Annotated in this window: 16 protein-coding genes; 8 read left to right on the top strand and 8 right to left on the bottom strand. The window is 68.4% G+C overall.

Features of this window, described 5'->3' with window-relative positions:
* Positions 1-57 precede the first annotated feature (57 nt).
* The 3 genes from hslO (at position 58) to IE066_RS01650 (ending at position 4,947) form a co-directional block, all read left to right on the top strand.
* The gene (hslO, locus tag IE066_RS01660; RefSeq protein WP_189448723.1) at positions 58-957 is read left to right on the top strand and encodes an Hsp33 family molecular chaperone HslO; all 900 of its coding nucleotides are present in this window, start codon (positions 58-60) and stop codon (positions 955-957) included.
* A 103-nt stretch (positions 958-1,060) separates the two neighbouring features.
* Positions 1,061-1,894 carry an XOO1806 family protein gene (locus IE066_RS01655; RefSeq protein ID WP_189446589.1) on the top strand — a complete coding sequence of 278 codons (834 nt, stop codon included), beginning with the start codon at positions 1,061-1,063 and terminating at the stop codon, positions 1,892-1,894.
* A gap of 164 nt (positions 1,895-2,058) precedes the next feature.
* The gene (locus IE066_RS01650; RefSeq protein ID WP_189446588.1) at positions 2,059-4,947 is read left to right on the top strand and encodes a TonB-dependent receptor plug domain-containing protein; all 2,889 of its coding nucleotides are present in this window, start codon (positions 2,059-2,061) and stop codon (positions 4,945-4,947) included.
* A 100-nt stretch (positions 4,948-5,047) separates the two neighbouring features.
* Here IE066_RS01650 and IE066_RS01645 read toward each other — a convergent pair whose 3' ends face one another.
* Positions 5,048-6,085, bottom strand: coding sequence for a sulfotransferase family protein (locus tag IE066_RS01645; RefSeq protein WP_189446587.1), 1,038 nt, complete (start codon positions 6,083-6,085; stop codon positions 5,048-5,050).
* On the opposite strand from IE066_RS01645, the gene IE066_RS01640 reads away from it, so the two are divergent.
* Complete coding sequence (locus tag IE066_RS01640; RefSeq protein ID WP_189446586.1) at positions 6,071-6,328, top strand: hypothetical protein; 258 nt, start codon at positions 6,071-6,073, stop codon at positions 6,326-6,328. The two genes, IE066_RS01645 and IE066_RS01640, sit on opposite strands and share 15 nt — an antisense overlap.
* Positions 6,329-6,654: 326 nt before the next feature.
* Here the strand turns inward: IE066_RS01640 and IE066_RS01635 are convergent, their stop codons facing one another.
* The gene (locus IE066_RS01635) at positions 6,655-8,454 is read right to left on the bottom strand and encodes a phosphoenolpyruvate carboxykinase (GTP) (protein WP_189446585.1); all 1,800 of its coding nucleotides are present in this window, start codon (positions 8,452-8,454) and stop codon (positions 6,655-6,657) included.
* Between the two features lie 48 nt (positions 8,455-8,502).
* Positions 8,503-9,087, bottom strand: a complete 585-nt coding sequence (locus tag IE066_RS01630) for a TetR/AcrR family transcriptional regulator (RefSeq protein WP_189446584.1) — start codon at positions 9,085-9,087, stop codon at positions 8,503-8,505.
* 207 nt (positions 9,088-9,294) lie between these two features.
* Between IE066_RS01630 and IE066_RS01625 the strand changes: the two genes are divergently transcribed.
* Together IE066_RS01625 and IE066_RS01620 are read left to right on the top strand one after the other, a co-directional pair.
* Positions 9,295-11,766: an acyl-CoA dehydrogenase gene (locus IE066_RS01625; RefSeq protein WP_189446583.1), complete on the top strand. Its 2,472-nt coding sequence runs from the start codon at positions 9,295-9,297 to the stop codon at positions 11,764-11,766.
* Between the two features lie 62 nt (positions 11,767-11,828).
* Positions 11,829-12,293: a hotdog fold domain-containing protein gene (locus tag IE066_RS01620; RefSeq protein ID WP_189446582.1), complete on the top strand. Its 465-nt coding sequence runs from the start codon at positions 11,829-11,831 to the stop codon at positions 12,291-12,293.
* Here IE066_RS01620 and IE066_RS01615 read toward each other — a convergent pair.
* Both IE066_RS01615 and IE066_RS01610 read right to left on the bottom strand, forming a co-directional pair.
* Positions 12,259-13,149 carry a metallophosphoesterase gene (locus tag IE066_RS01615; protein ID WP_189446581.1) on the bottom strand — a complete coding sequence of 297 codons (891 nt, stop codon included), beginning with the start codon at positions 13,147-13,149 and terminating at the stop codon, positions 12,259-12,261. The two genes, IE066_RS01620 and IE066_RS01615, sit on opposite strands and share 35 nt — an antisense overlap.
* Entirely contained in the window at positions 13,146-14,456 is a 1,311-nt protein-coding gene (locus IE066_RS01610; RefSeq protein WP_189446580.1) for an NTP/NDP exchange transporter, read from the bottom strand. Before IE066_RS01610 ends, IE066_RS01615 begins: the two co-directional genes overlap by 4 nt.
* A 110-nt stretch (positions 14,457-14,566) precedes the next feature.
* On the opposite strand from IE066_RS01610, the gene IE066_RS01605 reads away from it, so the two are divergent.
* Together IE066_RS01605 and IE066_RS01600 are read left to right on the top strand one after the other, a co-directional pair.
* A complete protein-coding gene (locus tag IE066_RS01605; protein WP_189446579.1) occupies positions 14,567-16,162 on the top strand; it encodes a GMC family oxidoreductase in 1,596 nt (531 codons plus the stop codon).
* 222 nt (positions 16,163-16,384) lie between these two features.
* On the top strand, positions 16,385-17,719 hold the full coding sequence (locus IE066_RS01600; RefSeq protein ID WP_189446578.1) for a serine hydrolase domain-containing protein: 1,335 nt from the start codon (positions 16,385-16,387) through the stop codon (positions 17,717-17,719).
* Positions 17,720-18,389: 670 nt separating this feature from the next.
* Here the strand turns inward: IE066_RS01600 and IE066_RS01595 are convergent.
* The 3 genes from IE066_RS01595 to gcvT form a co-directional block, all read right to left on the bottom strand.
* Positions 18,390-18,833: a histone H1-like repetitive region-containing protein gene (locus tag IE066_RS01595; protein ID WP_189446577.1), complete on the bottom strand. Its 444-nt coding sequence runs from the start codon at positions 18,831-18,833 to the stop codon at positions 18,390-18,392.
* Positions 18,834-19,745: 912 nt separating this feature from the next.
* The gene (gene gcvH / locus IE066_RS01590; protein WP_189446576.1) at positions 19,746-20,138 is read right to left on the bottom strand and encodes a glycine cleavage system protein GcvH; all 393 of its coding nucleotides are present in this window, start codon (positions 20,136-20,138) and stop codon (positions 19,746-19,748) included.
* Positions 20,139-20,246: 108 nt separating this feature from the next.
* Positions 20,247-21,341 (bottom strand): glycine cleavage system aminomethyltransferase GcvT, encoded by a 1,095-nt coding sequence (gcvT, locus tag IE066_RS01585; RefSeq protein WP_189446575.1) that lies wholly within the window; start codon positions 21,339-21,341, stop codon positions 20,247-20,249.
* Between the last annotated feature and the right edge of the window lie 86 nt (positions 21,342-21,427).

Genomic DNA, 21,427 nt, shown 5'->3' with positions numbered 1-21,427 from the left:
TGCAGCCCCGACAGGCATTATCCGGCAAGCGCCGCCGCGAACTCCGCCATGACCGACATGACCCACGACGACCGCCAGCGCGACCATCTCACGCGCTTCCTCATCCATCGCGCCGGCGTGCGCGGCGTGCACGTGCGTCTCAATGAGACCTGGCGCGAGATCCGCGAACGCGAAGCCTATCCCGAGGCCGCGATGACGCTGCTCGGCCAGGCTGCCGCGGCGGCGGCGCTGTTCACCGGCCACACCAAGGTCGACGGTCGCCTGTCCGTGCAGATGCGCAGCGAAGGCGCGATCCGCACGCTGTTCGCCGAGTGCACTGCTGCGGGCACGCTGCGCGGCATCGTGCAGCTCGACGAGGACGCCACAGACGTCGCGCCGGGCCTGAAGGCACTGGGCCCGGGCGGCATCCTTGCGATCACCATCGAGAACGCCGGCCCCGACGGCGAGCCGGTGCGCTACCAGGGCCTCGTGCCGCTGGAGGCCGACCGCCTCGATGCCGCGTTCGAGGACTATTTCCGCCAGTCCGAACAGTTGCCGACCCGCCTGCTGCTGGCCGCGAACGCCGACACCGCTGCCGGCCTGATGCTGCAGAAGCTGCCGGGCGACGAAGGCGACGAGGACGGCTGGAACCGCGTCGGCGCGCTGTTCGATACGCTCGGCACTCCCGAACTGCTTGCCACCGATGGCATCCAGCTCCTCCATCGCCTGTTCCACGAGGACGGCGTCGAACCGTTCGTCGGAAAGGATCTCGCGTTCGGCTGCTCGTGCTCGCGGGGCCGCGTCGAATCGATGCTGGTCGCCATCGGTAAGGACGAGGCGCGCCTGGCCGCGCAGACCGGCCAAGCCCATGTCCGCTGCGAGTTCTGCGGCCAGTCCTACGCTTTCACGCCCGACGAGATCGAGCAGCTGTTCGTGACCGCGGAGCGCGAAATGGAGGCCCCGGGGAGGGTTCAGTAAGCCCTCGACCGGGCCGATTGTTAAGGATCTATAAATCCCCTATTATCGGGCCGTCTTCACACGTACGGAACTTTCCGGTCCATATCCGGTCGCACTCCACGTGATGCCTGCAACCCGCCCGCTCCGCCGATTCCTCGCCGCCAGCCTGCTTCTGGTGGCCGGCGCTGCGTCCGCGCAGGTCGCCAAGCCGCGCGCCCAAGCGCTTCCGGTGTGGAACCAGAGCAGCGGAAAGGTCGAAGCGGTTCTCCTGCTCGAGCCGGTCACCACCGGAACCTGGCAGTTCGGCAATTCGCGCCTGGACAGCGCCCTCGGCGTGGGCTCCGGCGACACGCTCGGCCTGCTCTGCGATCGCAAGCCCGGCCTCGCCAGCGCGATCGGAAACCTCGCCGACAACTGCCTGCTCGCCTCGCTCGGCAACTCCCGCAACGCACGCCAGGCCAATGCAGGTGCCTCGCTCGTGCGCAAGGGCGGACGCCTCGGGGTCGGCTTCGGCAACAGCCGTGACGTGCTGCCGTCCTGGCTCGCGCCCGGCAAGGCGAATTCGCGCGTCAACCAGAACACGCTCACGCTGATCGGCGAGAAGAACATCGGCCGCGAGGCCACCGTGTCCATCGCCGGCACCCTCGCCCGCGCGCGCCTCGTCGCGCCCGATGCCGTGCCCGAGCTTGCCGATCGCTGGGACATCAAGACCCTCAGCGTCGGCACCAATGTCGGACGCTTCGGCGCGAACGTCATCGGGCGCGTCATCGAGTCCCCGCAGGATCCGGGCCGCTGGGAAGGCCTTGACCTCGGCCTGAGCTGGCGCACGCCGTGGCGCGGGCAGCTGAGCGTCGGCGCGGAAAATGTCGTCACGCGTGGCCGGAATCCTTTTGCACCACGTTCGGACGACAAAGACGAAGGCGCGATCCCGTACGTGCGCTACCAGCAGGATCTCTGACGCCTGCGACACCATTTTTCGAAGGCCGCCCACCGGGCGGCCTTTTTCGTTAACGACACTTTAATTTCCGGAAACAGGTGGCTACTATCGGCCCGACCCTGCCGGTTCTAGGTGTCCCGGGAGGTTCCCTTGGTAGTACTGCAAGACTCACTTTGGAGAGAGAGATGACCTTTAAGACCACCAGGCTCCGCGACGCGATCACGTTCGCGCTCGCCGTGGGTACCGCGGCGGGCGGCAGCGTCGCGTTCGCACAGGACACGACGGACACGCAGGGCGATGCCCAGCAGCTCGATCGCATCGAAGTCACGGGTTCGCGCATCCGTCGCGCGGAAGTTGAGACCGCGCAGCCGATCATCACGCTGAGCCGTGACCAGATCCAGAATCAGGGTTTCACGTCGGTCGCCGACATCCTGCAGAACCTCACGTCGGCGGGTTCGCCGGCGATCTCGCGCGCTGAAGCGCTCGCCTCGGGCGAGAACGTCGGCGGCTACTACATCGACCTGCGCAACCTCGGCGCGGCGCGCACGCTGGTGCTCGTCAACGGTAAGCGCCTCGGCATCACGACCTCGGGCCTGCAGGACCTCAGCCAGATCCCGGTCTCGGCGATCCAGCGCATCGAAGTCCTGAAGGACGGCGCCTCGGCCATCTACGGCTCCGACGCGATCGCCGGCGTGGTCAACGTCATCACCCGTCGCAATTTCGACGGCGCCGAAGCTAACGTCTACCTCGGCAGCTTCGACGAGGGCGACGGCTTCCGCCAGTCCTACGACGTTACGCTGGGTGCCACTGGCGAGCGCGCGAGCGTTACGCTGAGCGCCGAGTACACGAAGGAAGATCCGGTCTTCGCGCGCGACCGCTGGTTCAGCGCGTACGGCAACTCGGGTCCGAACTTCCCGTTCTCGGGCTGGAGCGCCATCAGCCAGAACGGCGTGTGGCTCGGCAACGTCGACGCGGACGGCAACTTCACCGCTCCGACCTGCTCGAGCGGCCTCTGCACCGTCAATGCGGGCCAGGATCCGCGCAACCCGGCGAACTACCACAACCTGACGCCGGCCGAGCGCGCCAATGCCAACCAGCAGATGATGCTGCAGACCGGCATCGAGCGCCGTTCGGTCCTCGTCAGCGGCACGCTGGACATCACCGACGAGCTGAAGTTCACGGCCGACGTTGGTTACACCAACCGTACGACCGACCAGCAGATCGCCGGCTATCCGTTCAACTACGGCTTCGGTCTGGTCTCGGCTGACAGCTACTTCAACCCGAACCCGGCCGCCGGCGACGCCTACTTCTACCGCCGCCTGTGGGAAGTGCCGCGCACCACGCGTAGCCAGCTCGACACCCTGCGCGTGAGCCTGGGCCTCGAGGGCGTGCTGAACTTCGGCGACAAGCAGTGGGATTGGGACGTCGGTTACCTGTCCAACCGCAACACCTCCAACAAGTACGGTCGCGGTGATGCGAACACGCTCGCCACCGCGCGTGCGATGGGCGCCTCGTACTTCAACGGCGCTACCGGCCGCGTCGAGTGCGGTACGGCCGCGAACCCGATCGCTTATGGCAGCAACTACGGCAACGGCGAGTGCATCCCGTTCAACCCGTTCCTGCCGTACGGCCAGGCGGGCCAAGGCTCGCTGTCGAACCCGGACCTGCAGACGTTCCTGTTCCCCGAGTACCACGACGCCGGCCTGACCACCACGACGATCTACAGCGCGAACATCGGTGGCAGCCTGTTCTCGCTCCCGGCGGGCGATCTCGGCATTGCGTTCGGTATCGAGCATCGCGAGGAAGACGGCCGCTTCGTGCCGGACGCGTTCAACCAGGGCGGCCTGAGCACCGGCCTGCCGGCGACGACGACCGCGGGCAGCTACTCGCTCAACGAAGCTTATGCTGAGGTCGAGATCCCGGTGCTGGCGGACGTCGCGTTCGCGAAGGAACTGACCTTCAACGTCGCGACCCGCTACTCCGACTATTCGAACTTCGGCGACACGCTCAACAGCAAGTTCTCGATGCGCTGGCGCCCGATGGAAGGCCTGCTGTTCCGCGCCACGTATGCGGAAGGCTTCCGTGCCCCGACGATCAACGACCTGTACGGCGGCATCGGCGGCAGCTTCGAGTCGTACACGGATCCCTGCGCGGCCGGTCAGCCGGGCGCAGGCGGCCCGGCCTGTACGGCCGCTGGCGTGCCGGCGACTTACGTGCAGCTCGGCCAGGGCAACATCCCCTGCACCACCCTGCCGTGCCAGACCAACTTCCAGTTCCTGAGCGGCTCGAACCCGAACCTCTCGCCGGAATCGTCGACGTCGAAGACGGCCGGCGTGGTGTGGAGCCCGAAGTTCGTGCAGGGCCTGGACTTCACGCTTGACTGGTTCGACGTGAAGATCGAGGACACGATCGCCGACGACTCGGTCGACCTGATCCTGGGCGACTGCTACGTGTCGAACATCCCGGCTCGTTGCGCGGGCATCGTGCGCGATCCGAACACCCACGTGATCCGCAACCTGTTCTTCGGCCTGACGAACCTCGGTGCGATCCGCACGGAAGGCTACGACTTCGGCGTGAACTACCGCGCGCCGGAAACGTCGTTCGGCAAGTTCAACGTGAACTGGCAGACCACCTACACCAGCAAGTACGACCAGCTGTCGGACAACAGCCCGGAAACGCTGTGGGTCGGCTACGTCGGCTCGCCGGGTGTCTTCCGCATCCGTTCGAACCTCGGCCTGCTGTGGGAAATGGGTGACTACGCGGTCTCCTACACCGCCCGCTACTACTCGGGCATGAAGGAGTCCTGCGCATCGGCTCCGCGTCCGTGCTCGGACGCTGGCCACCGCGACGTCTACGGTGCCGCTGATCCGCTGAACCGCGTCGGTGCCAACACGTTCCACGACCTGCAGTTCTCCGTGAAGCTGCCCTGGAACGCGACGGCGGCGATCGGTGCGAACAACATCACGGACCACTACGGCCCGATCATGTTCACGCAGCCGAACAGCAGCTTCCCGTACTACGGCGGCTTCGACATCGGTCGCGTCTGGTACCTCAAGTACCAGCAGCGCTTCTGATCGATCGAGTAACCGGTTAGACCCACGGCCCCGAAAGGGGCCGTGGTTTTTTGTACCGGGCGAAAGTTCGCGCGGCGAGCGTGCGTGTCGCCGCCGAGGATCAGGCGCGATCGAGCAGATCGAGCATCGGCGCGAGATGTGCCGCGTAGTGGCGCCAGTCGTCGCCACGATTCCTGAGAATGCCCCGGCGCAGCTCGCCGGCGCTGGCCGTCGTGGTATGCCCGCGAGCCGCCGCGAGGTCGAGCACGCGCGGGTCGAAATTCAGGCCGCAGAAGGCGAGCAGCCTTTCGGCTTGGCGGGCCGGATCGGCAACGAAATCGGCGTATTGGACGTCGAGGATGCATCCCGGCATCGCACGATGCCAATGCGCCATCAGTGCCTCATACGCGCGGTAATGCCGTGCCATGTCCATGGCGTCGTTCGAATACGCCGCAGCGCCCCGGAACATAGTGCGCAGGTTGGAGAAGCACGTGTCGCGGGCGTCGCGTCGCAGATGCACGATCTTCGCGTCCGGCAGCGCGCGCAGGATCCACGGCAAGAGCAGATAGTTGGACGGCAGTTTCTCGGTCAGCCGCGCCTTCCCGCCCTTGCGCCAGGTGGCGTAGGCGGCCATGCGTTCGCCGACCCGCGCGTAGTCGATATGCGGCGCGCGCGCGAACAATGGTAGATCGATGACGCCCGTTCCGTCCTGGTCCGCCGCTTCGCGCATGGCCGCGGTGAACTGGTAGGTCTCGCCGCCGTCCACGACGTCGGGATGTCCGGTCAGCACGCGCTCGATCAGGCTGGTGCCCGAGCGAAACATGCCGACGACGAAGATCATTCCCCCGCCGCTGACGCCGTCCCGCGCCGACGCGATCGCGCTCGCGTCGGTTGCCCGCAGGGCGTCGAACAGCGCGTGGTCGGCGGACGCGTCAAAGGGATCGAGGCGGCGCCCGATCGCCAGCCCGCGGTCGAGTTCCGTCCATGCCTCCTCGTAGCGCTGAAGCGAGTGCAGGCGACGGTGCAGGGAGAAGCGCAGATAGGCCTCCACCTCCGAGCCCGGCACGACGCCGGGCAGCGCGCGACGCATCGCATCCACGTGGGCCGCCGCCGAGCCTGCGTCCGCCTGCATCGCAACCAGCCAGTGCGCATTGCCCATGCGCGGCTCGATGGCGGTCGCGCGATCGAGGTGCTGCAGCGACGGCTCGCGCTCGCCGCGGAACATCGCGAGAAGACCGGCGACGTACTGCGCGTCGGCACTCGCCGGCAGTCGGCCGAGCATGCGGTCCGACAGTCGGCTGGCGACGTCGAACAGCGAGGCCGAGCTCGCGAGCAGCGTCAGCTCCGGCAGGACGGCATCGGGCAGCGTGGAGACGTCGTGGCGTTCGAGCAGCCGCTCTAGCTCCGCAGGCATCTCGAGCCGGCGCAGTAGTCGCACGTAGCGCATGAGCGCGGCCGGATCGAGCTGTCCCTCCGCGGCCGACGCGCCACGCGCCAGCTCGCAGGCTTCGGCGTAGGCGCCGAAACGGAGCGACACATCCGCGCCGAGTGCGAGAACATCGACAGTCGGACACTCGCGCACGAGCGGCGCGAGCAACGCAGCCGCACGTCGCCAGTCGCCGCGGGCGACGTGCGCCGACGCCTCGCGGTAGCGCGGGTCAGCCTGCATCGGTCATCGCTGTCGCGCGCCAGGTCGGATCCGTCCTCCGGCTTGGCGCGCCGTGGCTATCAGTCCAGGCTCGCGGCGATGCGCGCCTGCTCGTCGTGCAGAGCCTGCGGCATGCGGGGGCCGTATTCGCGCAGGTAGTCGCCGATGCTGACGAGTTCGGCACGCCAGCCGTCGCGGTCGAAGCCGAACAGCTTTTCGCGCGCCTCGCCGGAGAGCTGCACGCCTTCGAGGTCCAGATCCTGCTCGCGCGGCAGCGCGCCGATCGGCGTCTCTACCGCATCCGCGCGGCCTTCCACGCGACCGATCATCCACTCGAGCACGCGCAGGTTGTCGCCGAAGCCCGGCCACAGGAACTTGCCGTCGTCGCCCTTGCGGAACCAGTTGACGTGGAAGACCTTCGGCAGCTTGTTCCGGCCGTTGTCGAACGACAGCCAGTGCGCGAAGTAGTCGGCGAAGTTGTAGCCGCAGAACGGCTTCATCGCCATCGGATCGCGGCGCATGACGCCAACCGCGCCGGTGGCCGCGGCGGTCGTCTCCGAGCCCATCGCGGCGCCCACCAGCACGCCGTGCGTCCAGTCGCGCGCCTCGAACACCAGCGGGACAAGCGAGGCGCGACGGCCGCCGAACACGATCGCCGAGATCGGCACGCCGGTCGGGTCCTCCGCGTGCTCGCTGTAGCTGGGGCACTGCTTGGCCGAGACGGTGAAGCGTGCGTTCGGATGCGCGGCCGGGCCGTTGGCGGCATCGTAGGCGTTGCCGCGCCAGTCGGTGACGGGCTGGCCGTCGTCGAGGCCTTCCCACCACGGACCGTCGTCGGCGGTCACGCCGACATTGGTGAAGATGGTGTTCTTCGCGATGGTCGCGAGCGCGTTCGGATTCGACTTAGCGGACGTGCCGGGCGCGACGCCGAAGAACCCGGCTTCGGGGTTGATCGCGTACAGGCGGCCGTCCGGGCCGGGGCGCATCCAGCAGATGTCGTCGCCGATGGTCCAGACCTTCCAGCCTTTCTCGCGGTAACCCTCCGGCGGGATGAGCATGGCGAGATTGGTCTTGCCGCAGGCCGACGGGAACGCCGCTGCGACGTAATGCGTCTCGCCCTGCGGGTTCTCGATGCCGAGGATCAGCATGTGCTCGGCGAGCCAGCCTTCCTGGCGTGCCTGGTGCGAGGCGATGCGCAGTGCGTGGCACTTCTTGCCGAGCAGCGCGTTGCCGCCGTAGCCGGAGCCGTACGACTTGATCGTCAGCTCTTCCGGGAAGTGCATGATGAAGCGGCGATTCGGGTCGAGCTCGCCGGTCGAATGCAGGCCACGGACGAACGTGCCCTCGCGCTCGATACGCTGCAGGGCCGCCTCGCCCATGCGCGTCATGATCCGCATGTTGGCGACGACATACGGGCTGTCGGTGATCTCGACACCGCAGCGCGAAATCGGCGAGTCGATGGGGCCCATGCAGTACGGGATGACGTACATCGTCCGCCCTTCCATGCAGCCCTCGAACAGCGAGTCCATCTGCGCGTGGCCGTCGGCCGGCGACATCCAGTGGTTGTTCGGGCCGGCGTCGTCCTGCTCGCTCGTGCAGACGAAGGTGAGGTGCTCGACGCGCGCGACGTCGTCCGGGTGCGAGCGGTGCAGCCAGCTCCCGGGGTTCGTCTCCTCGTTGAGGCGGATCAGCGTGCCGTCGGCTTCCATCTTCGCGACGAGCGCAGCGTTCTCGGCGTCGGAGCCGTCGCACCAGTGGATGGCGGCCGGGCGCGCCAGCGCGGCGACCTGGTCCACCCACTGCTTGAGGCTTTCCAGCGTGGTGCCACGGCCCTGCACCTCGGGGGCGCGCTTGTCGACGTCCTGGACGAGGGCATTCATGTGGAACCTCCTGCGATGTGAAAAAGGAAAACGCGAAACCGCCGATTCTCAGGGAATCAACGTGGCCATCATGTGCTCGACGAACGCCTCGAACTCCTCGCGCGGCAGCCGCGTCTGGTTGAGCTGGAGGTTGAGCTGCAGGAAGCCGACATAGGCGGCATACGCCAGCCGCGCGCGGTGCTGCGCGGAGGTCGGGTCGAGCCCGGCCTGGCGGAAGGACGCGGCCAGCCATTCGAGGCGGCGCTGCGAGACGCGGCCGATGACCGGCGCGACGATCGGGTGGTCCAGCGCCTTGAGCAACGCCGAATAGACGATGTGCGAGGTCACCTCGTGCGCCACCACGTCGAACAGCTGGCGCAGGCGCTGACGCGGATCGGCGATCTGCTCGAGCTGGCCGAAGATGGCCTCCTGCTCGGTCTTTTCCCAACGCTCCAGCGCGGCCACCAGCAGTGATTCGCGCGACGGGAAGTGCCAGTAGAAGCTGCCCTTGGTGACGCCGAGACGACGCGCCAGCGGCTCGACGGCCACGGCGGGCACGCCCTGCTCGGCGATCAGGTCGAGGGCGGCCTGCGCCCAGTCGTCGGCGCTGAGGCGCCCGGTTCGATCGGACTTGGCAGGCGTTTCACTCGTCATGTGCGCAGTGTATCCGTACGGGTACGGCCGGGACAGTATGCATCGGGAAACAGGCCCGTCCGACGGTGGAAAACGGGCGTTGACAGCGGTCCGCGGACGTTACCATACTCGTGCGTATGTCGAGCGTTTCATGCCGGCGTTTGAATCCGCCTCGACAGCCTCAATCCACGATCACCCGCGCGGACGCGACGTCCGCAGGAGCGCTCCATGAGCATCGCCGCACCGTTCCTCGTACTGCTGATCATCGCTGGCATCGCCGCCTACCATCGCCTCCGCCTGCCGGTCTGGGTCGCGCTGTCGGCGGTCGGCCTGGTCGCCTGCTGGCTGCTGCAGGCCAATCCGACCGCCACCGTCCTGGCCGCCGTCCTGCTCGCGATCGTCGCGGTGCCGCTGCTGGTGGTGCCGCTGCGCCGCGCGCTGATCGCCGCGCCGCTGTTCGGCATCTTCAAGAAGATCCTGCCGCCGCTGTCGGAAACCGAGCGCGTCGCGCTGGAGGCCGGCACGGTCGGCTTCGAGGGCGAGCTGTTCACCGGCAAGCCGGACTGGAATGTGCTGCTGTCGCAGCCCAAGCCCGAGCTTCGTCCCGACGAGCAGGCCTTCCTCGACGGTCCGGTCGAGGAGCTCTGCAGGATGGTCAACGACTGGGAGATCACCCACGTCCATGCCGACCTGCAGCCCGAGCTCTGGGACTACATCAAGAAGAACAAGTTCTTCGGCATGATCGTGCCGAAGGAGTACGGCGGCCTCGGCTTCACCGCCCTGGGCAACCACAAGGTGATCGAGAAGCTGGCGTCGATCTCGTCGGTGGTGAGCTCCACCGTCGGCGTGCCGAACTCGCTCGGCCCGGCCGAGCTGCTGATGCACTACGGCACGCAGGAGCAGAAGGACTACTACCTGCCACGCCTGGCCGACGGCCGTGAAGTGCCCTGCTTCGGCCTGACCGGCCCGTGGGCCGGCTCGGATGCGACCTCGATCCCCGACTACGGCATCGTCTGCATGGGCGAGTGGAACGGGGCGCGCGTGCTCGGCGTCAGGCTCACCTTCGACAAGCGCTACATCACGCTCGCGCCGGTCGCGACGCTGATCGGCCTCGCCTTCCGCATGTACGACCCGGACAAGCTGCTGGGCGACAAGGAAGACATCGGCATCACCCTCGGCCTGCTGCCGCGCGACACGCCCGGCGTGGAGATCGGCCGCCGCGCGATGCCGCTCAACTCGCCGTTCCAGAACGGCCCGATCCGCGGCAAGGACGTCTTCATCCCGCTCAGCCAGCTCATCGGTGGCGAGGCATACGCGGGCAAGGGCTGGCAGATGCTGGTCGAGTGCCTGTCGATCGGCCGCTCGATCACGCTGCCGTCGACCGCCTCGGGCGGCTCGCGCCTGGGCGCGTTGGTGACCGGCTCGTATGCGCGCATCCGCAAGCAGTTCGGCCTGTCGGTCGGCCGTTTCGAGGGCGTCGAGGAAGCGCTGGCGCGCATCGGCGGCAATGCCTACACGGTGACCGCGCTGGCTGAAGCCTCGGCCGCAGCCGTCGCGCGCGGCGAGCTGCCGGCGGTGCCGTCGACGATCTCCAAGTACCACTGCACCGAGATGGGCCGCCAGCTCATCCAGGACGCCATGGACATCCATGGCGGCAAGGGCATCATCCTCGGCCCGCGCAACTACCTGGGCCGCGCGTGGCAGGCCTCGCCGATCTCGATCACCGTCGAGGGCGCGAACATCATGACGCGCTCGCTGATGATCTTCGGCCAGGGCGCGATCCTCTGCCATCCGTGGGTCCTCACCGAGATGAAGGCCGCGGCGAACGCCGACCGCGCGCAGGGCCTGCGCGACTTCGACCGCGCGCTCTTCAGCCACATCGGCTTCGCGATCTCCAACGCGGTGCGCTCGCTGTGGTTCGGCATCACCGGTGCGAGCATCGGCTCGGCCCCGGGCGACGACTACACCAAGCGCTACTTCCGCAAGCTCAACCGCTACTCGGCGGTGCTGTCCCTGCTCGCCGACACCTCGATGTTGCTGCTAGGCGGCAAGCTCAAGTTCAAGGAGTCGCTGTCCGGGCGCCTGGGCGACGTGCTGAGCCAGCTCTACATCTCCAGCGCGATGCTCAAGCGCTACGAGGACCAGGGCCGCCCGGCGGCCGATCGTCCGCTGCTGGCCTGGGCGTTCCACAGCTCGATGCACAAGCTGGAGCAGTCGCTCTCGGCCGCGCTGCGCAACTTCCCGGTGCGCGGCATCGGCTGGCTGCTGTGGGTGCTGGTGTTCCCGCTCGGCCGTCGCGCCGTGGCGCCGAGCGACCGCCTGAGCCGCAAGGTGGCCTCGATCCTGATGACGCCGAACGAGGCGCGCGACCGGCTCGGTCGCGGTGCCTTCCTCGCGCCGACGCCGAACAATCCGGCCGGTCGCATCGACAGCTACCTCGCCGCCGTCATCGCCGCCGAGCCGATCGAGCGCAAGTTCCAGAAGGCGCTGAAGGGCCAGGTGGAGGCGCACGACTTCGTCTCGCAGCTCGACCTCGCCGAGCGCAACGGCTGGATCACGGCCGACGAGCGCCGCCAGCTGGAGCAGTTGCGCGAGATGACGATCGACACGATCAGCGTCGACGACTTCGAGGCTGCGGAACTTCGCTCGGCGGGTTACGCGGGCCTCGCGACGGATGCCTCGTCGCGCGCCGCGGCCTGATCGACAACGATGTACGAATAACGGCGGGCTTCGGCCCGCCGTCTGCTTTTGCGGAGACCGCGATGAACCTGCTCGACCTTTACGCGCGCCTGGCACGCTGGCCCGCGGGACGCTGGCTGTTCGCCCGCGCGGTCTGCGTCCGGGCGCCCTACTTCGCCAGCATCGCGCCGCGCATCGACAGGCTGGAGGCCGGCCACTGCGTCGTGCGCTTCGCGCACCGCCGGCGCGTCACCAACCATATCGGCACCGTGCACGCCATCGCGCTGTGCAACGCCGCCGAACTCGCGGCGGGGCTCGCCACCGACACTGCGCTGCCGCCTTCGATGCGCTGGATTCCGCGCGGGATGCAGGTCGAGTACCTGCGCAAAGCGGTCGGCACGATGACGACGGTCGCACGCGTCGATCCGACGTCGATACCGACGGAAGCGGCCGACGTGCCGGTGCTGGTGGAGACCCGCAATCGCGAGGGCGAAACCGTGTTCCGGGCGACGGTCACGATGCGGGTGTCGCCCCGCCCGTCGCGCTGACGGCGGTACGCAGGGTCAGCCGCGAGATCTCCGGCGGCACGCCCAGCCGCAGCGGCAGGATGCTGGTGCCGATGCCCGGCGAGACGAACAGCAGCCGTGCGCCCTCCTGGTAGCTGCCGCGGATGTAGCGGTTCTCGGGCTTGCCCCACTGTGCGGGCTGGCCGATGCCCGGCAGCGATATCTGCCCACCGTGCGTATGGCCGGCGAGCACCAGCGAGGCTCGCGACGGCACCTGTGGCCACAGCGCGGGGTTATGGGTGAGCACGATGGCGGGCGCGTCGCCACTCACCGTCGAAAAGGCGCGACGCACGTTATGCGGCGCGGTCCAGAGATCGCCCACGCCGACCATCCAGACGTCGCAGTTGCGCAGACGGACACGCGCGGCCTGGTCTTCGAGCACCACGACGCCGGCCGACTCGAGTGCGCGGCGCACGGCGAGCCCGTCCTTCCACCAGTCGTGGTTGCCCAGCACCGCGAACACCGGCTTGCGCGCGGTGAGCGCGCGCAGGTGCGGGGCGACGCGACCGGCGGGGATGTAGCGGCCGCCGAGGACGCTGAGGATCACGTAGTCGCCGGTCAACACGACGGCATCGGAGTCGCTGGCGGCCAGGCGCGCGACGACGCGGTCGAGGTTGTCGAGGCCGTTGCCGGGTGAACCGGTGTGGATGTCGCTGACGTGGTCGAAGCGCAGACCGTCGCAGCGCGCAGGCCAGTTCGTCGGCGCCAGCGTGTAGTCGCGCTGTACCAGCCGGCGCGGCTCGACGGCCATGCCGTAGACCAGCGCGACGAAGGCCAGGGCGATCCAGACGATGAAGACGCGGCCGAGCCGGCGGCGCCAGACCGCACGCGGCCTCATTCGGCGTGCGGCTCCGCCTCGCGGATCGTGCCGGCGCGCGACAGCCGCCAGCCGATCGCCGCAGCTATGCCCGCGGCGACCACGCCGATGCCCGCTATCGCCGATACGCCCGCACCGAGCGCCTTCATGCCGTTCATCGAGAGCGCAATCACAAGATCACCGAAACGCCAGACCGCGGTGTCGACCGCGTTCTGGCCCTTGTAGCGCGCGTTGCGCGCGACCTGCGTGAACAGCGCGTGCCGCGCGGGCTCGGCAAGGCCGTAGGCCAGCGCGCGGCTAACGATCGCCGCGATCGCCACGGACGGCATCGCGCCCACCAGCGGGGCATACGCATCCGGTGCGAACACCACTAGGGCCAGCGCGGCCATCGCGATGCCCGCCCAGATGATCAACGCGCGCCCCGCGCCGATCATCGGCATCAACCAACAGGTCACGCCCGCCTGCAGCAGCATGGTCAACAGGTTGGTGGCGAGGTCGACCGTCGCGGCGAACTCGGTCCGTGCCTCGCCGGTGGCGAAGGTGGCGCCGGAATAGTCGGCGAGCAGCGCGTAATTGATGGTGCCGATGCCGTCCGCGAGGATCAGCAGCAGCGCCATACTGCGCATGAAGGGATGCGCGAACACCTGCTTGAGGCCATCGAGCATGCCGCCGCCGATCGGCGCATCGTCGCGGGCAGCCTGGCGCCGATCGTCGCGCGCCCAGCGCCCGAGCGCGACCGACAGCACCGTGGCCACGCCGAGCAGCACCGCGGAGACCACCAGCAACGGCGCGATGCCGATCACGCCCACGAGCGAGCGCGTGATCGCCGGCCCGGCCAGCGCGCCCGCGGTCCCCGCGAACGCGATCACCGGAAACAGCCGGCGCGCCTGCGCGGGCCACCAGATGTCGGACATGAAGATCCAGAACACCGACACCACGAACAGGTTGAACACGCTCACCCAGACGAAGAACACCACGCCGAGTACGCGTGCGGGCAGCAGGGTCGGGTCGGCGAAGAAGGGCACGAAGGCGAGCAGGCATGCCACGAACACGCCGTAGACCACCGGCACCATGATCCGCCGCGGCCAACGCGCAACCAGCGCGGCGAACAGCGGCGTGAGCAGCAGGGTCGCGACGAACGTGGCCGCGTAGAACCAGGGCAGCTGCGTCGAGCCGACCGCGGCCGACAGTTGCTCGCGCACCGGCCGCATCACGTAGTAGGCGGTGAGCACGCAGAAGAAGAACGCCATCGATAGCAGCAGTGCCGGCCATTCGCCGCGCAGCACGCGCGCCTGCTCGCTGGGGACGTGCCCGGGATCGGCTGTCATCGGTCGCGCATCGGCTCAGGGATGCGCACCGTACTCCCCGACCGGCCGCGCCGCCAGCCCGCGGCGCTATGCTCGTCCGTGGCGATGCACGACGGCTCCGGGGACTTCGCATGTATGACTACATCATCGTCGGCGCCGGCTCGGCGGGCTGCGTGCTGGCCAATCGCCTGAGCGCCGATCCCGCCGTGCGCGTCCTGCTGCTCGAGGCAGGACCGCGTGACCGCCACCCCTTTATCCACATGCCCGCGGGCATCGCCAAGCTGGTCAACGTGCCCAGCATCAACTGGAACTACGTCACCGAGCCCGAGCCGGCGCTCGAGGGCCGCCGCCTGTGGTGGCCGCGAGGCCGCGTCCTCGGCGGCTCCAGCTCGATCAATGCGATGTGCTACGTGCGCGGCCACCGCGCCGACTACGACGCCTGGGCGGCGAATGGCGCGACCGGCTGGGCCTGGCGCGACGTGCTGCCCTACTTCCTGCGCAGCGAATGCAATGCCGACCTCGGCGGCCCGCTGCACGGCCGCGATGGCCCGCTGCACGTGGCCTCGCTGCGCCACGTCAATCCACTGTCGCATGCGTTCGTCGAAGCCGGCCGCGAGCTCGGCTACGCGGTCAATAGCGACTTCAACGGCGAATCGCAGGCCGGCTTCGGCCTGTACCAGGTCACGCAGAAGGACGGCGCGCGCTGCTCCAGCGCGGTGGCCTACCTGCGGCCTGCCCTGCATCGGCCCAACCTCACCGTGCGTACCGGCGTGCTGACGACGCGCGTGGTGTTCGACGGTCGCCGCGCGGTCGGCGTCGAGTACGCCGAAGGCCGCCGGCTGCAGCGCGTACATGCCGACCGCGAGGTACTGCTCTGCGGCGGTGCGATCAACTCGCCGCAATTGCTGATGCTCTCGGGCATCGGCCCGCCCGACCCACTGCGCGCGCACGGCATCGCCGTGCTGCACGACGCGCCGGGCGTCGGCGCCAACCTGCAGGACCACCTCGACATCTGCACGCTGCACGCGAGCACGCAGCGTGTCACCTACGACCGCCTGAGCGACGCGCGCGTCGCCTTCGACTACTACCTGCGCGGGCGCCGCGGCCCGGGCACCTCTAACATCGCCGAGGCAGGCGCATTCGTGCGCTCCGCGCTCGCGCCCGACGAGCGCCCGGACATCCAGTTGCACTTCGTGCCGGCGCAGCTCGACGACCACGGCCGCCATCGCCTGCCGGGCGACGGCTACACCGTGCATGCCTGTTTCCTGCGCCCGCGCAGCCGCGGTCGCCTCGAGCTCGCGTCGGTGAATCCATCCGCGCCGCCGCGAATCTTCGCGAACTACCTGTCGGATGCGGATGGGCTCGATATGCGGATGATGGTCGAGTGCGCCCGCCTCTCGCGCGACCTGCTGCGGCAGCCCGCGTTCGCGCCTTACCGCGGAAGGCCGGTGATCCCGGATCGCGACGACCTCGATGACGCCGGCCTCGAAGCCTTCGTCCGTCGCAAGGCGGAATCGATCTACCACCCGGTGGGCACCTGCCGCATGGGCGTCGACGACGACAGCGTGGTAGCGCCGGACTTCTGCGTGCGTGGCGTGCAAGGCCTGCGCGTCGTCGACGCCTCGGTGATGCCGACGCTGCTTGGCGGCAATACGAATGCGCCGACGATCATGATGGCCGAGCGCGCATCGGATCTTTTCCGGGTCCGCGAGACCGTTGCCGCCTAACGAATTTCTTACGTCTTGCTGACGGGTCCGAAACGCCTTAACGCCTGAACATCCGTTCAGCGCGGGACACGTTCGCTGCGGAGCGGCTGCATCGCTGCGACAAGCGGCCGGCGCAATGTCACTTTTTCTGAAAGAACCACGTTCCTGAACATGCCAGCGCGTGGCACGCCGGTGTGACGCCGCTATGATCGGTACGTGAAATCGCCGTGGAAACCAGCGCCCATGACTGACAAGACCCGCTTCCGTCGCCGTGCCTGGCAGGTCGGCGCGCTTGCGTTCCTGCTCCCGGTCGCGCTCGGCACCGGCGCCGGCGCACAGACGCCGACGCCGACGCCGCAGGCGATGCCGGTCGTCGCGCCGCGGGTCGTGCGCAGCCCGCTGCCGATCGCCGCGGACTTCAACGTCGCGCAGATGGAATCGCTGGCGCAATCGCTCGTGGCCGGCCAGAAGGTGCCGGGCCTCGCGATGGCGATCGTGCACAAGGGCCGCGTCATCAGCGCGCGCGGCTATGGCATCACCGATCTCTCGGCCGCCGAACCGGTCGATGCGCACACCGTGTTCCGCCTCGCATCGCTGTCGAAGGCGTTCGCCGGCACGCTCACCGGCATGCTGGTCAACGACGGCTCGCTGCGCTGGGACAACAAGGTCACGCAGTACGTGCCGAGCTTCCGGCTGAGCGACCCGGTCGCGACGCAGAGCGTGACGGTCGCCAACGTGGTGAGCCAGAGCGTCGGCCTGCCGCGCAATACGCTGGACCGCGACCTCGAGTCCTACGTGCCCTACCAGACGCTGGCGCAGCGCCTGTCCACCGTTCCATTGTCCTGCCAGCCGGGCACCTGCTACGGCTACCAGAACGTCGCCTTCAGCCTGATCGGCGACGTGGTGTTCGCCGCTACCGGCCAGTTCTACGGCCAGGAAGTGCAGCGCCGCATCCTCAAGCCGCTTGGCATGGACGACGCGAGCGTCGGCATGGAAGGCCTGCTGTCCAGCCCGCGCTGGGCGCGCCCGCACGTGCACGGCCGCGGCGGCTGGGTGCCGGTGATGCCGAAGACGACCTACTACCAGGTGCTGCCCGCCGCGGGCGTCAATGCGAGCGCCAGCGACATGGCGCAGTGGCTGATCGCGCAGACGGGCTATCGCCCCGACGTGCTGCCGGATTCGCTGCTCGCCACGCTGCATCGCCCTGTCGTCGACACGCCCGGCGAGATGCGCGCCTCGGCATGGCGCCGGGAACGCCTGAGCTCGGCGGGTTACGGCATCGGCTGGCGCGTCTACAACTACGCCGGCAACACGATGGTCTTCCACGGCGGCGCCGTGCAGGGCTACCGCGGCGCCGTGGCGATGCTGCCCGACCGCGACTTCGGCGTCGCGCTGATGTGGAACAGCGAGAGCTCGCTGCCGTCCGCGCTGGTGCCCACCATCCTCGACCGCGCGCTGGGCATCCCCGGCAGCCGCTGGATGAAGGAGGACTTCGAGGAGCCCTCGCAGTTCGTGCAGAACGACGACGCGGATGCGGCCGGCGCGAGCGGCGGCAAGGCAATCGCCGCGCCACACTGAGCCCCTCATCGATCGCATCGACGGCCGGCGCAGTGCCGGCCGTTTTTGTTTGAGGCTGGCGATGCAGGTGGACAAGCATCGAGCGCGGGCGTGGTCTTCGGCAGCTCGATCCGTCGTCGGTCGGCCGCGTCCACGTGGCTATCGCGGACATCGCGGGGGATCCGACGATGCGTCGGGTCTGCTTGGGTAGCGTCGATCTACATAGGACCAGCGACGGCGGTCTTGCCGCTGCGAGTCCCTCACACATGGTGTCGACGACAGCCGCGCTGGCGGCGCCGGCGCAACGATGAGCGCCTTCCACGACGCCGCATCGGGGTCTCGGCTTGCGGCGACTTCACGACGTCCCGTCGGCATTCGACTTCAACGCGCACCTTTGCGACCGCTTCACCGCCGTGCCTTGCATCGAGCGCGACCGGCCGTGACGATCAAATGCATCGACGCCGCTTCTCATGTCGAGCCCGTGCCTCGCACCGCGTCCGCTCCGGGCGTCGTGAAACGCGAACGTGGCCGCGGCGCCCTATTTGCCAGGCGGCGATGCGCGCTGCCGCTGGCGACGCGCCGCAATCGGCAACCGGCAACCGCATCGCAGGCGAACGCGCAAAAAAAACTCTCCCCCGCCTGGGCTGCGGGAGAGAGTCGTTTGTCGCGGTAATCGGTGTTGTTTTTCTTCTTAGATCATCGGTGCCGGGGTCGCCGGCATCGCGGTCGGGGCCTCGGCCGCGCCGCGAGCCGAACGACGGCCCGACGTGCGACGGGCACCGCCCTTCTTGGCAGCCGTCTTGCGGGCGCTGCCCTTCTTCGCCGCGGTCTTGCGCGCGCCGGCCTTCTTGGCGGTGGCCTTGCGGGCGGTCGACTTCTTGGCGGTCGCCTTGCGGGCGGTCGACTTCTTGGCAGCGGCCTTGCGGGCGCCGCCCTTCTTCGCCGCGGTCTTGCGCGCGCCGGCCTTCTTGGCGGTGGCCTTGCGGGCCGTCGACTTCTTGGTCGCCTTCTTGGCGGTCGACTTCTTGGCGGTTGCCTTCTTGGCGGTGGCCTTCTTGCCAGCAGCCTTCTTACCGGCGGCCTTCTTGGTCGCCTTCTTGGCGGTGGACTTCTTGGTTGCCTTCTTCGTGGCCATGGGGTGGCTCCTCGTTAGTGGTCTATCGGGGTATTGCCCAGTTCAAGACGACGTCGCGGGAACAGCCCGGCGACTGGCCGCCGCATCCTGGAACCGATGCGACGGAAGCAGCGGCGGGCGGCATGCACCCGCCGAAATCGACAGCACCTGTCTGTAGCGCACGCGTGGCGCGGTCACGAAAAAGCCCGGCCCGCGAGCGGCGGGTCGGGCTGCTTCGGAATGCGCTGCGTGCTTTCGCGAGGGAAACGGAACCTGCGTCCACCGGTTTTGTATTCCGGGCGGAGGTCCGTTTTGTGTTGCGCGTTGTCGCGTCTGTTTTTTTCACTCGCTTATGCAGGTTTCGCTGCTGGGGCGAAACCTAATCAGCGTTTTTTTGCGTGTCAACAACTTGGGCGATTTTTTTTCGCCCCTGCCCGACGGGTGACAGTGCGAGGGAGCGGGCCGAGACGCGATGCCGTTGCCGCCTCGCATTCGCGGCCATGCACGTCGCGCGCTCGGGCACGAAGAAAAACATCGGAAAACATGCGGTTTTTAATCGCGCATTGCCGTGCGTGCAGTGCGATGCACACCCGCGTTCGTCGAGCCGGAGCTGCCCAAACGGAAGCCGAACGGGACGCGTCGCCGGTGTGTTCGCCACGCGAAGAAAACGACCGGCTTGCGCGTCGCACAAGCCCGATTGCGCCGATTTGCGCGAACCGCGGCGAGAGCATGCGCATGCGCCGGCACGCCCGTCGCGATCGTCGTATCGCGCGCGCGGCCGCACATCGGTCGCGACGCAGGCATCGCGCAGTCGACGCGAGCGCTTGCCGACCGCATCGGGCACGGCGCCGACGCTCGCAGTTCCAGCGACCGAAAAACGAAGAAGGCCGCGGACTTCCGCGGCCTTCCGGAGATACCACCTGAAAAGAACGATCAGTGATCGTCTTCCAGCTGCTCGGCGTAGTCGTCGGGCTCGAGCAGTTCGTTGAGCTGCTCGGCGTCCTCGATCTCGAGCTGGTACAGCCAACCCTCGCCATAGGCGTCCTCGTTGATCGTCTCCGGCTTGTCGGCGAGCGCCGAGTTGACCGCGACGACCTTGCCGGTGACCGGCGCATACACGTCCGAGGCGGCCTTGACCGACTCGACCACCGCACAGGCGTTGCCTGCCTCGACGCGGTCGCCGACGTTCGGCAGTTCGACGTAGACGAGATCGCCCAGCAGCCCCTGCGCGTGGTCGGAGATGCCGACGGTCACCTTGCCGTCGCCTTCGACGCGGGCCCACTCGTGGGTCTTGAGGAACTTCAAATCGCCAGGGATCTCGCTCATGGGGGCTCCGGTGCAGTGGGGTTCGCGATGGATGCGTGGGTGACGCGATGCGCGGCTAGTTTAGCCAAGCGCTGCGGACGCGACAGCCGCTCGTCCGCAGGCGGCGGGTCAGACGAGGCTCGCGCCTTCGCGGACGAACGGATACTTGACGACCCGTACCGGCACCTCGCGCCCGCGGATGTCGACGCGCACCTCGCAAAGCTCGCCCGACGGCACGCGCGCGAGCGCGATCGCCTTGCCGATCGTCGGCGAGAACGTGCCCGAGAGGATCTCGCCCTCGCCCGCGCTGGTCAGCACCTTCTGGCCATGGCGCAGCACGCCCTTCTCGTCCATGACGAGGCCGACCGTCTGCCTTGCGACGCCGTCGGCGAGTTGCTGCTCGAGTGCGGCGCGGCCGACGAAGTCGCGGCCTTCGTCCATCGCCACCGTCCATGCGAGACCCGCCTCGTAGGGCGACACGTCCTCGTCCATGTCCTGGCCGTAGAGGTTCATGCCAGCCTCCAGGCGCAGCGTGTCGCGCGCGCCGAGGCCGGCCGGCTTGACGCCCGCGTCGGCCAGGCGCTGCCAGACATGCGCGGTGCGGTCGGCCGGCACCAGCACCTCGAAGCCGTCCTCGCCGGTGTAGCCGGTGCGCGCGACGAACAGCTCGATGCCGTCATCGGTCGCGGCGGTGCCGGCGGCGAAGCGGCCGAGCTTGTCGATCGCGGTGCGCTGTTCCTCGCGCAGCAGGCCGATGACCTTCGCGCGCGCATTCGGGCCTTGCACCGCGATCATCCCGTAGTCGTCGCGCTCGGTGACCTCGACGTCGAACGCGAGCGCCTGGCCGCGGATCCACGCGAGATCCTTCTCGCGGGTGGCGGCATTGACCACGAGGCGGAAGAAGCTCTCGTCCATGTAATAGACGATCAGGTCGTCGATCACCCCGCCACGCTCGTTGAGCATGCAGGTGTACAGCGCCTTGCCCGGCTTCTTGAGCTTGTCGACGGAGTTGGCGACCAGCATGCGCAGGAACTCGCGCACGCGCGCGCCGCGCAGGTCGACCACGGTCATGTGGGAGACGTCGAACATGCCGGCATCGCGGCGCACCTGGTGGTGCTCGTCGATCTGCGAGCCGTAGTGGATGGGCATGTCCCATCCGCCGAAGTCGACCATCTTGGCGCCGTGGGCGCGGTGGGTCTCGTTGAGGACGGTCTTGTTCGTCATGACGGGATCGCAGCCGGTTGGGGCCGACGATTATCCCGGATCGGCGCCGACCGCGCGGACGCCCGCGTAGGGCACCCGCGCCGGGG

The organism is Cognatilysobacter xinjiangensis, from assembly GCF_014651995.1.
Lineage (GTDB): Bacteria > Pseudomonadota > Gammaproteobacteria > Xanthomonadales > Xanthomonadaceae > Cognatilysobacter > Cognatilysobacter xinjiangensis.
This window is presented reverse-complemented; position numbering and strand designations above follow the sequence as displayed.

Excerpts from the sequence above, each read along its gene's own strand:
- IE066_RS01610 (WP_189446580.1), bottom strand. The coding sequence starts at position 14,456 with ATGACAGCCGATCCCGGGCACGTCCCCAGCGAGCAGGCGCGCGTGCTG.
- gcvT (WP_189446575.1), bottom strand. The coding sequence starts at position 21,341 with ATGACGAACAAGACCGTCCTCAACGAGACCCACCGCGCCCACGGCGCC.
- IE066_RS01655 (WP_189446589.1), top strand. The coding sequence starts at position 1,061 with ATGCCTGCAACCCGCCCGCTCCGCCGATTCCTCGCCGCCAGCCTGCTT.
- IE066_RS01620 (WP_189446582.1), top strand. The coding sequence starts at position 11,829 with ATGAACCTGCTCGACCTTTACGCGCGCCTGGCACGCTGGCCCGCGGGA.
- IE066_RS01595 (WP_189446577.1), bottom strand. The coding sequence starts at position 18,833 with ATGGCCACGAAGAAGGCAACCAAGAAGTCCACCGCCAAGAAGGCGACC.
- IE066_RS01630 (WP_189446584.1), bottom strand. The coding sequence starts at position 9,087 with ATGACGAGTGAAACGCCTGCCAAGTCCGATCGAACCGGGCGCCTCAGC.
- gcvH (WP_189446576.1), bottom strand. The coding sequence starts at position 20,138 with ATGAGCGAGATCCCTGGCGATTTGAAGTTCCTCAAGACCCACGAGTGG.
- IE066_RS01645 (WP_189446587.1), bottom strand. The coding sequence starts at position 6,085 with ATGGGCAATGCGCACTGGCTGGTTGCGATGCAGGCGGACGCAGGCTCG.
- IE066_RS01605 (WP_189446579.1), top strand. The coding sequence starts at position 14,567 with ATGTATGACTACATCATCGTCGGCGCCGGCTCGGCGGGCTGCGTGCTG.
- IE066_RS01650 (WP_189446588.1), top strand. The coding sequence starts at position 2,059 with ATGACCTTTAAGACCACCAGGCTCCGCGACGCGATCACGTTCGCGCTC.
- hslO (WP_189448723.1), top strand. The coding sequence starts at position 58 with ATGACCCACGACGACCGCCAGCGCGACCATCTCACGCGCTTCCTCATC.
- IE066_RS01600 (WP_189446578.1), top strand. The coding sequence starts at position 16,385 with ATGACTGACAAGACCCGCTTCCGTCGCCGTGCCTGGCAGGTCGGCGCG.
- IE066_RS01615 (WP_189446581.1), bottom strand. The coding sequence starts at position 13,149 with ATGAGGCCGCGTGCGGTCTGGCGCCGCCGGCTCGGCCGCGTCTTCATC.
- IE066_RS01635 (WP_189446585.1), bottom strand. The coding sequence starts at position 8,454 with ATGAATGCCCTCGTCCAGGACGTCGACAAGCGCGCCCCCGAGGTGCAG.
- IE066_RS01625 (WP_189446583.1), top strand. The coding sequence starts at position 9,295 with ATGAGCATCGCCGCACCGTTCCTCGTACTGCTGATCATCGCTGGCATC.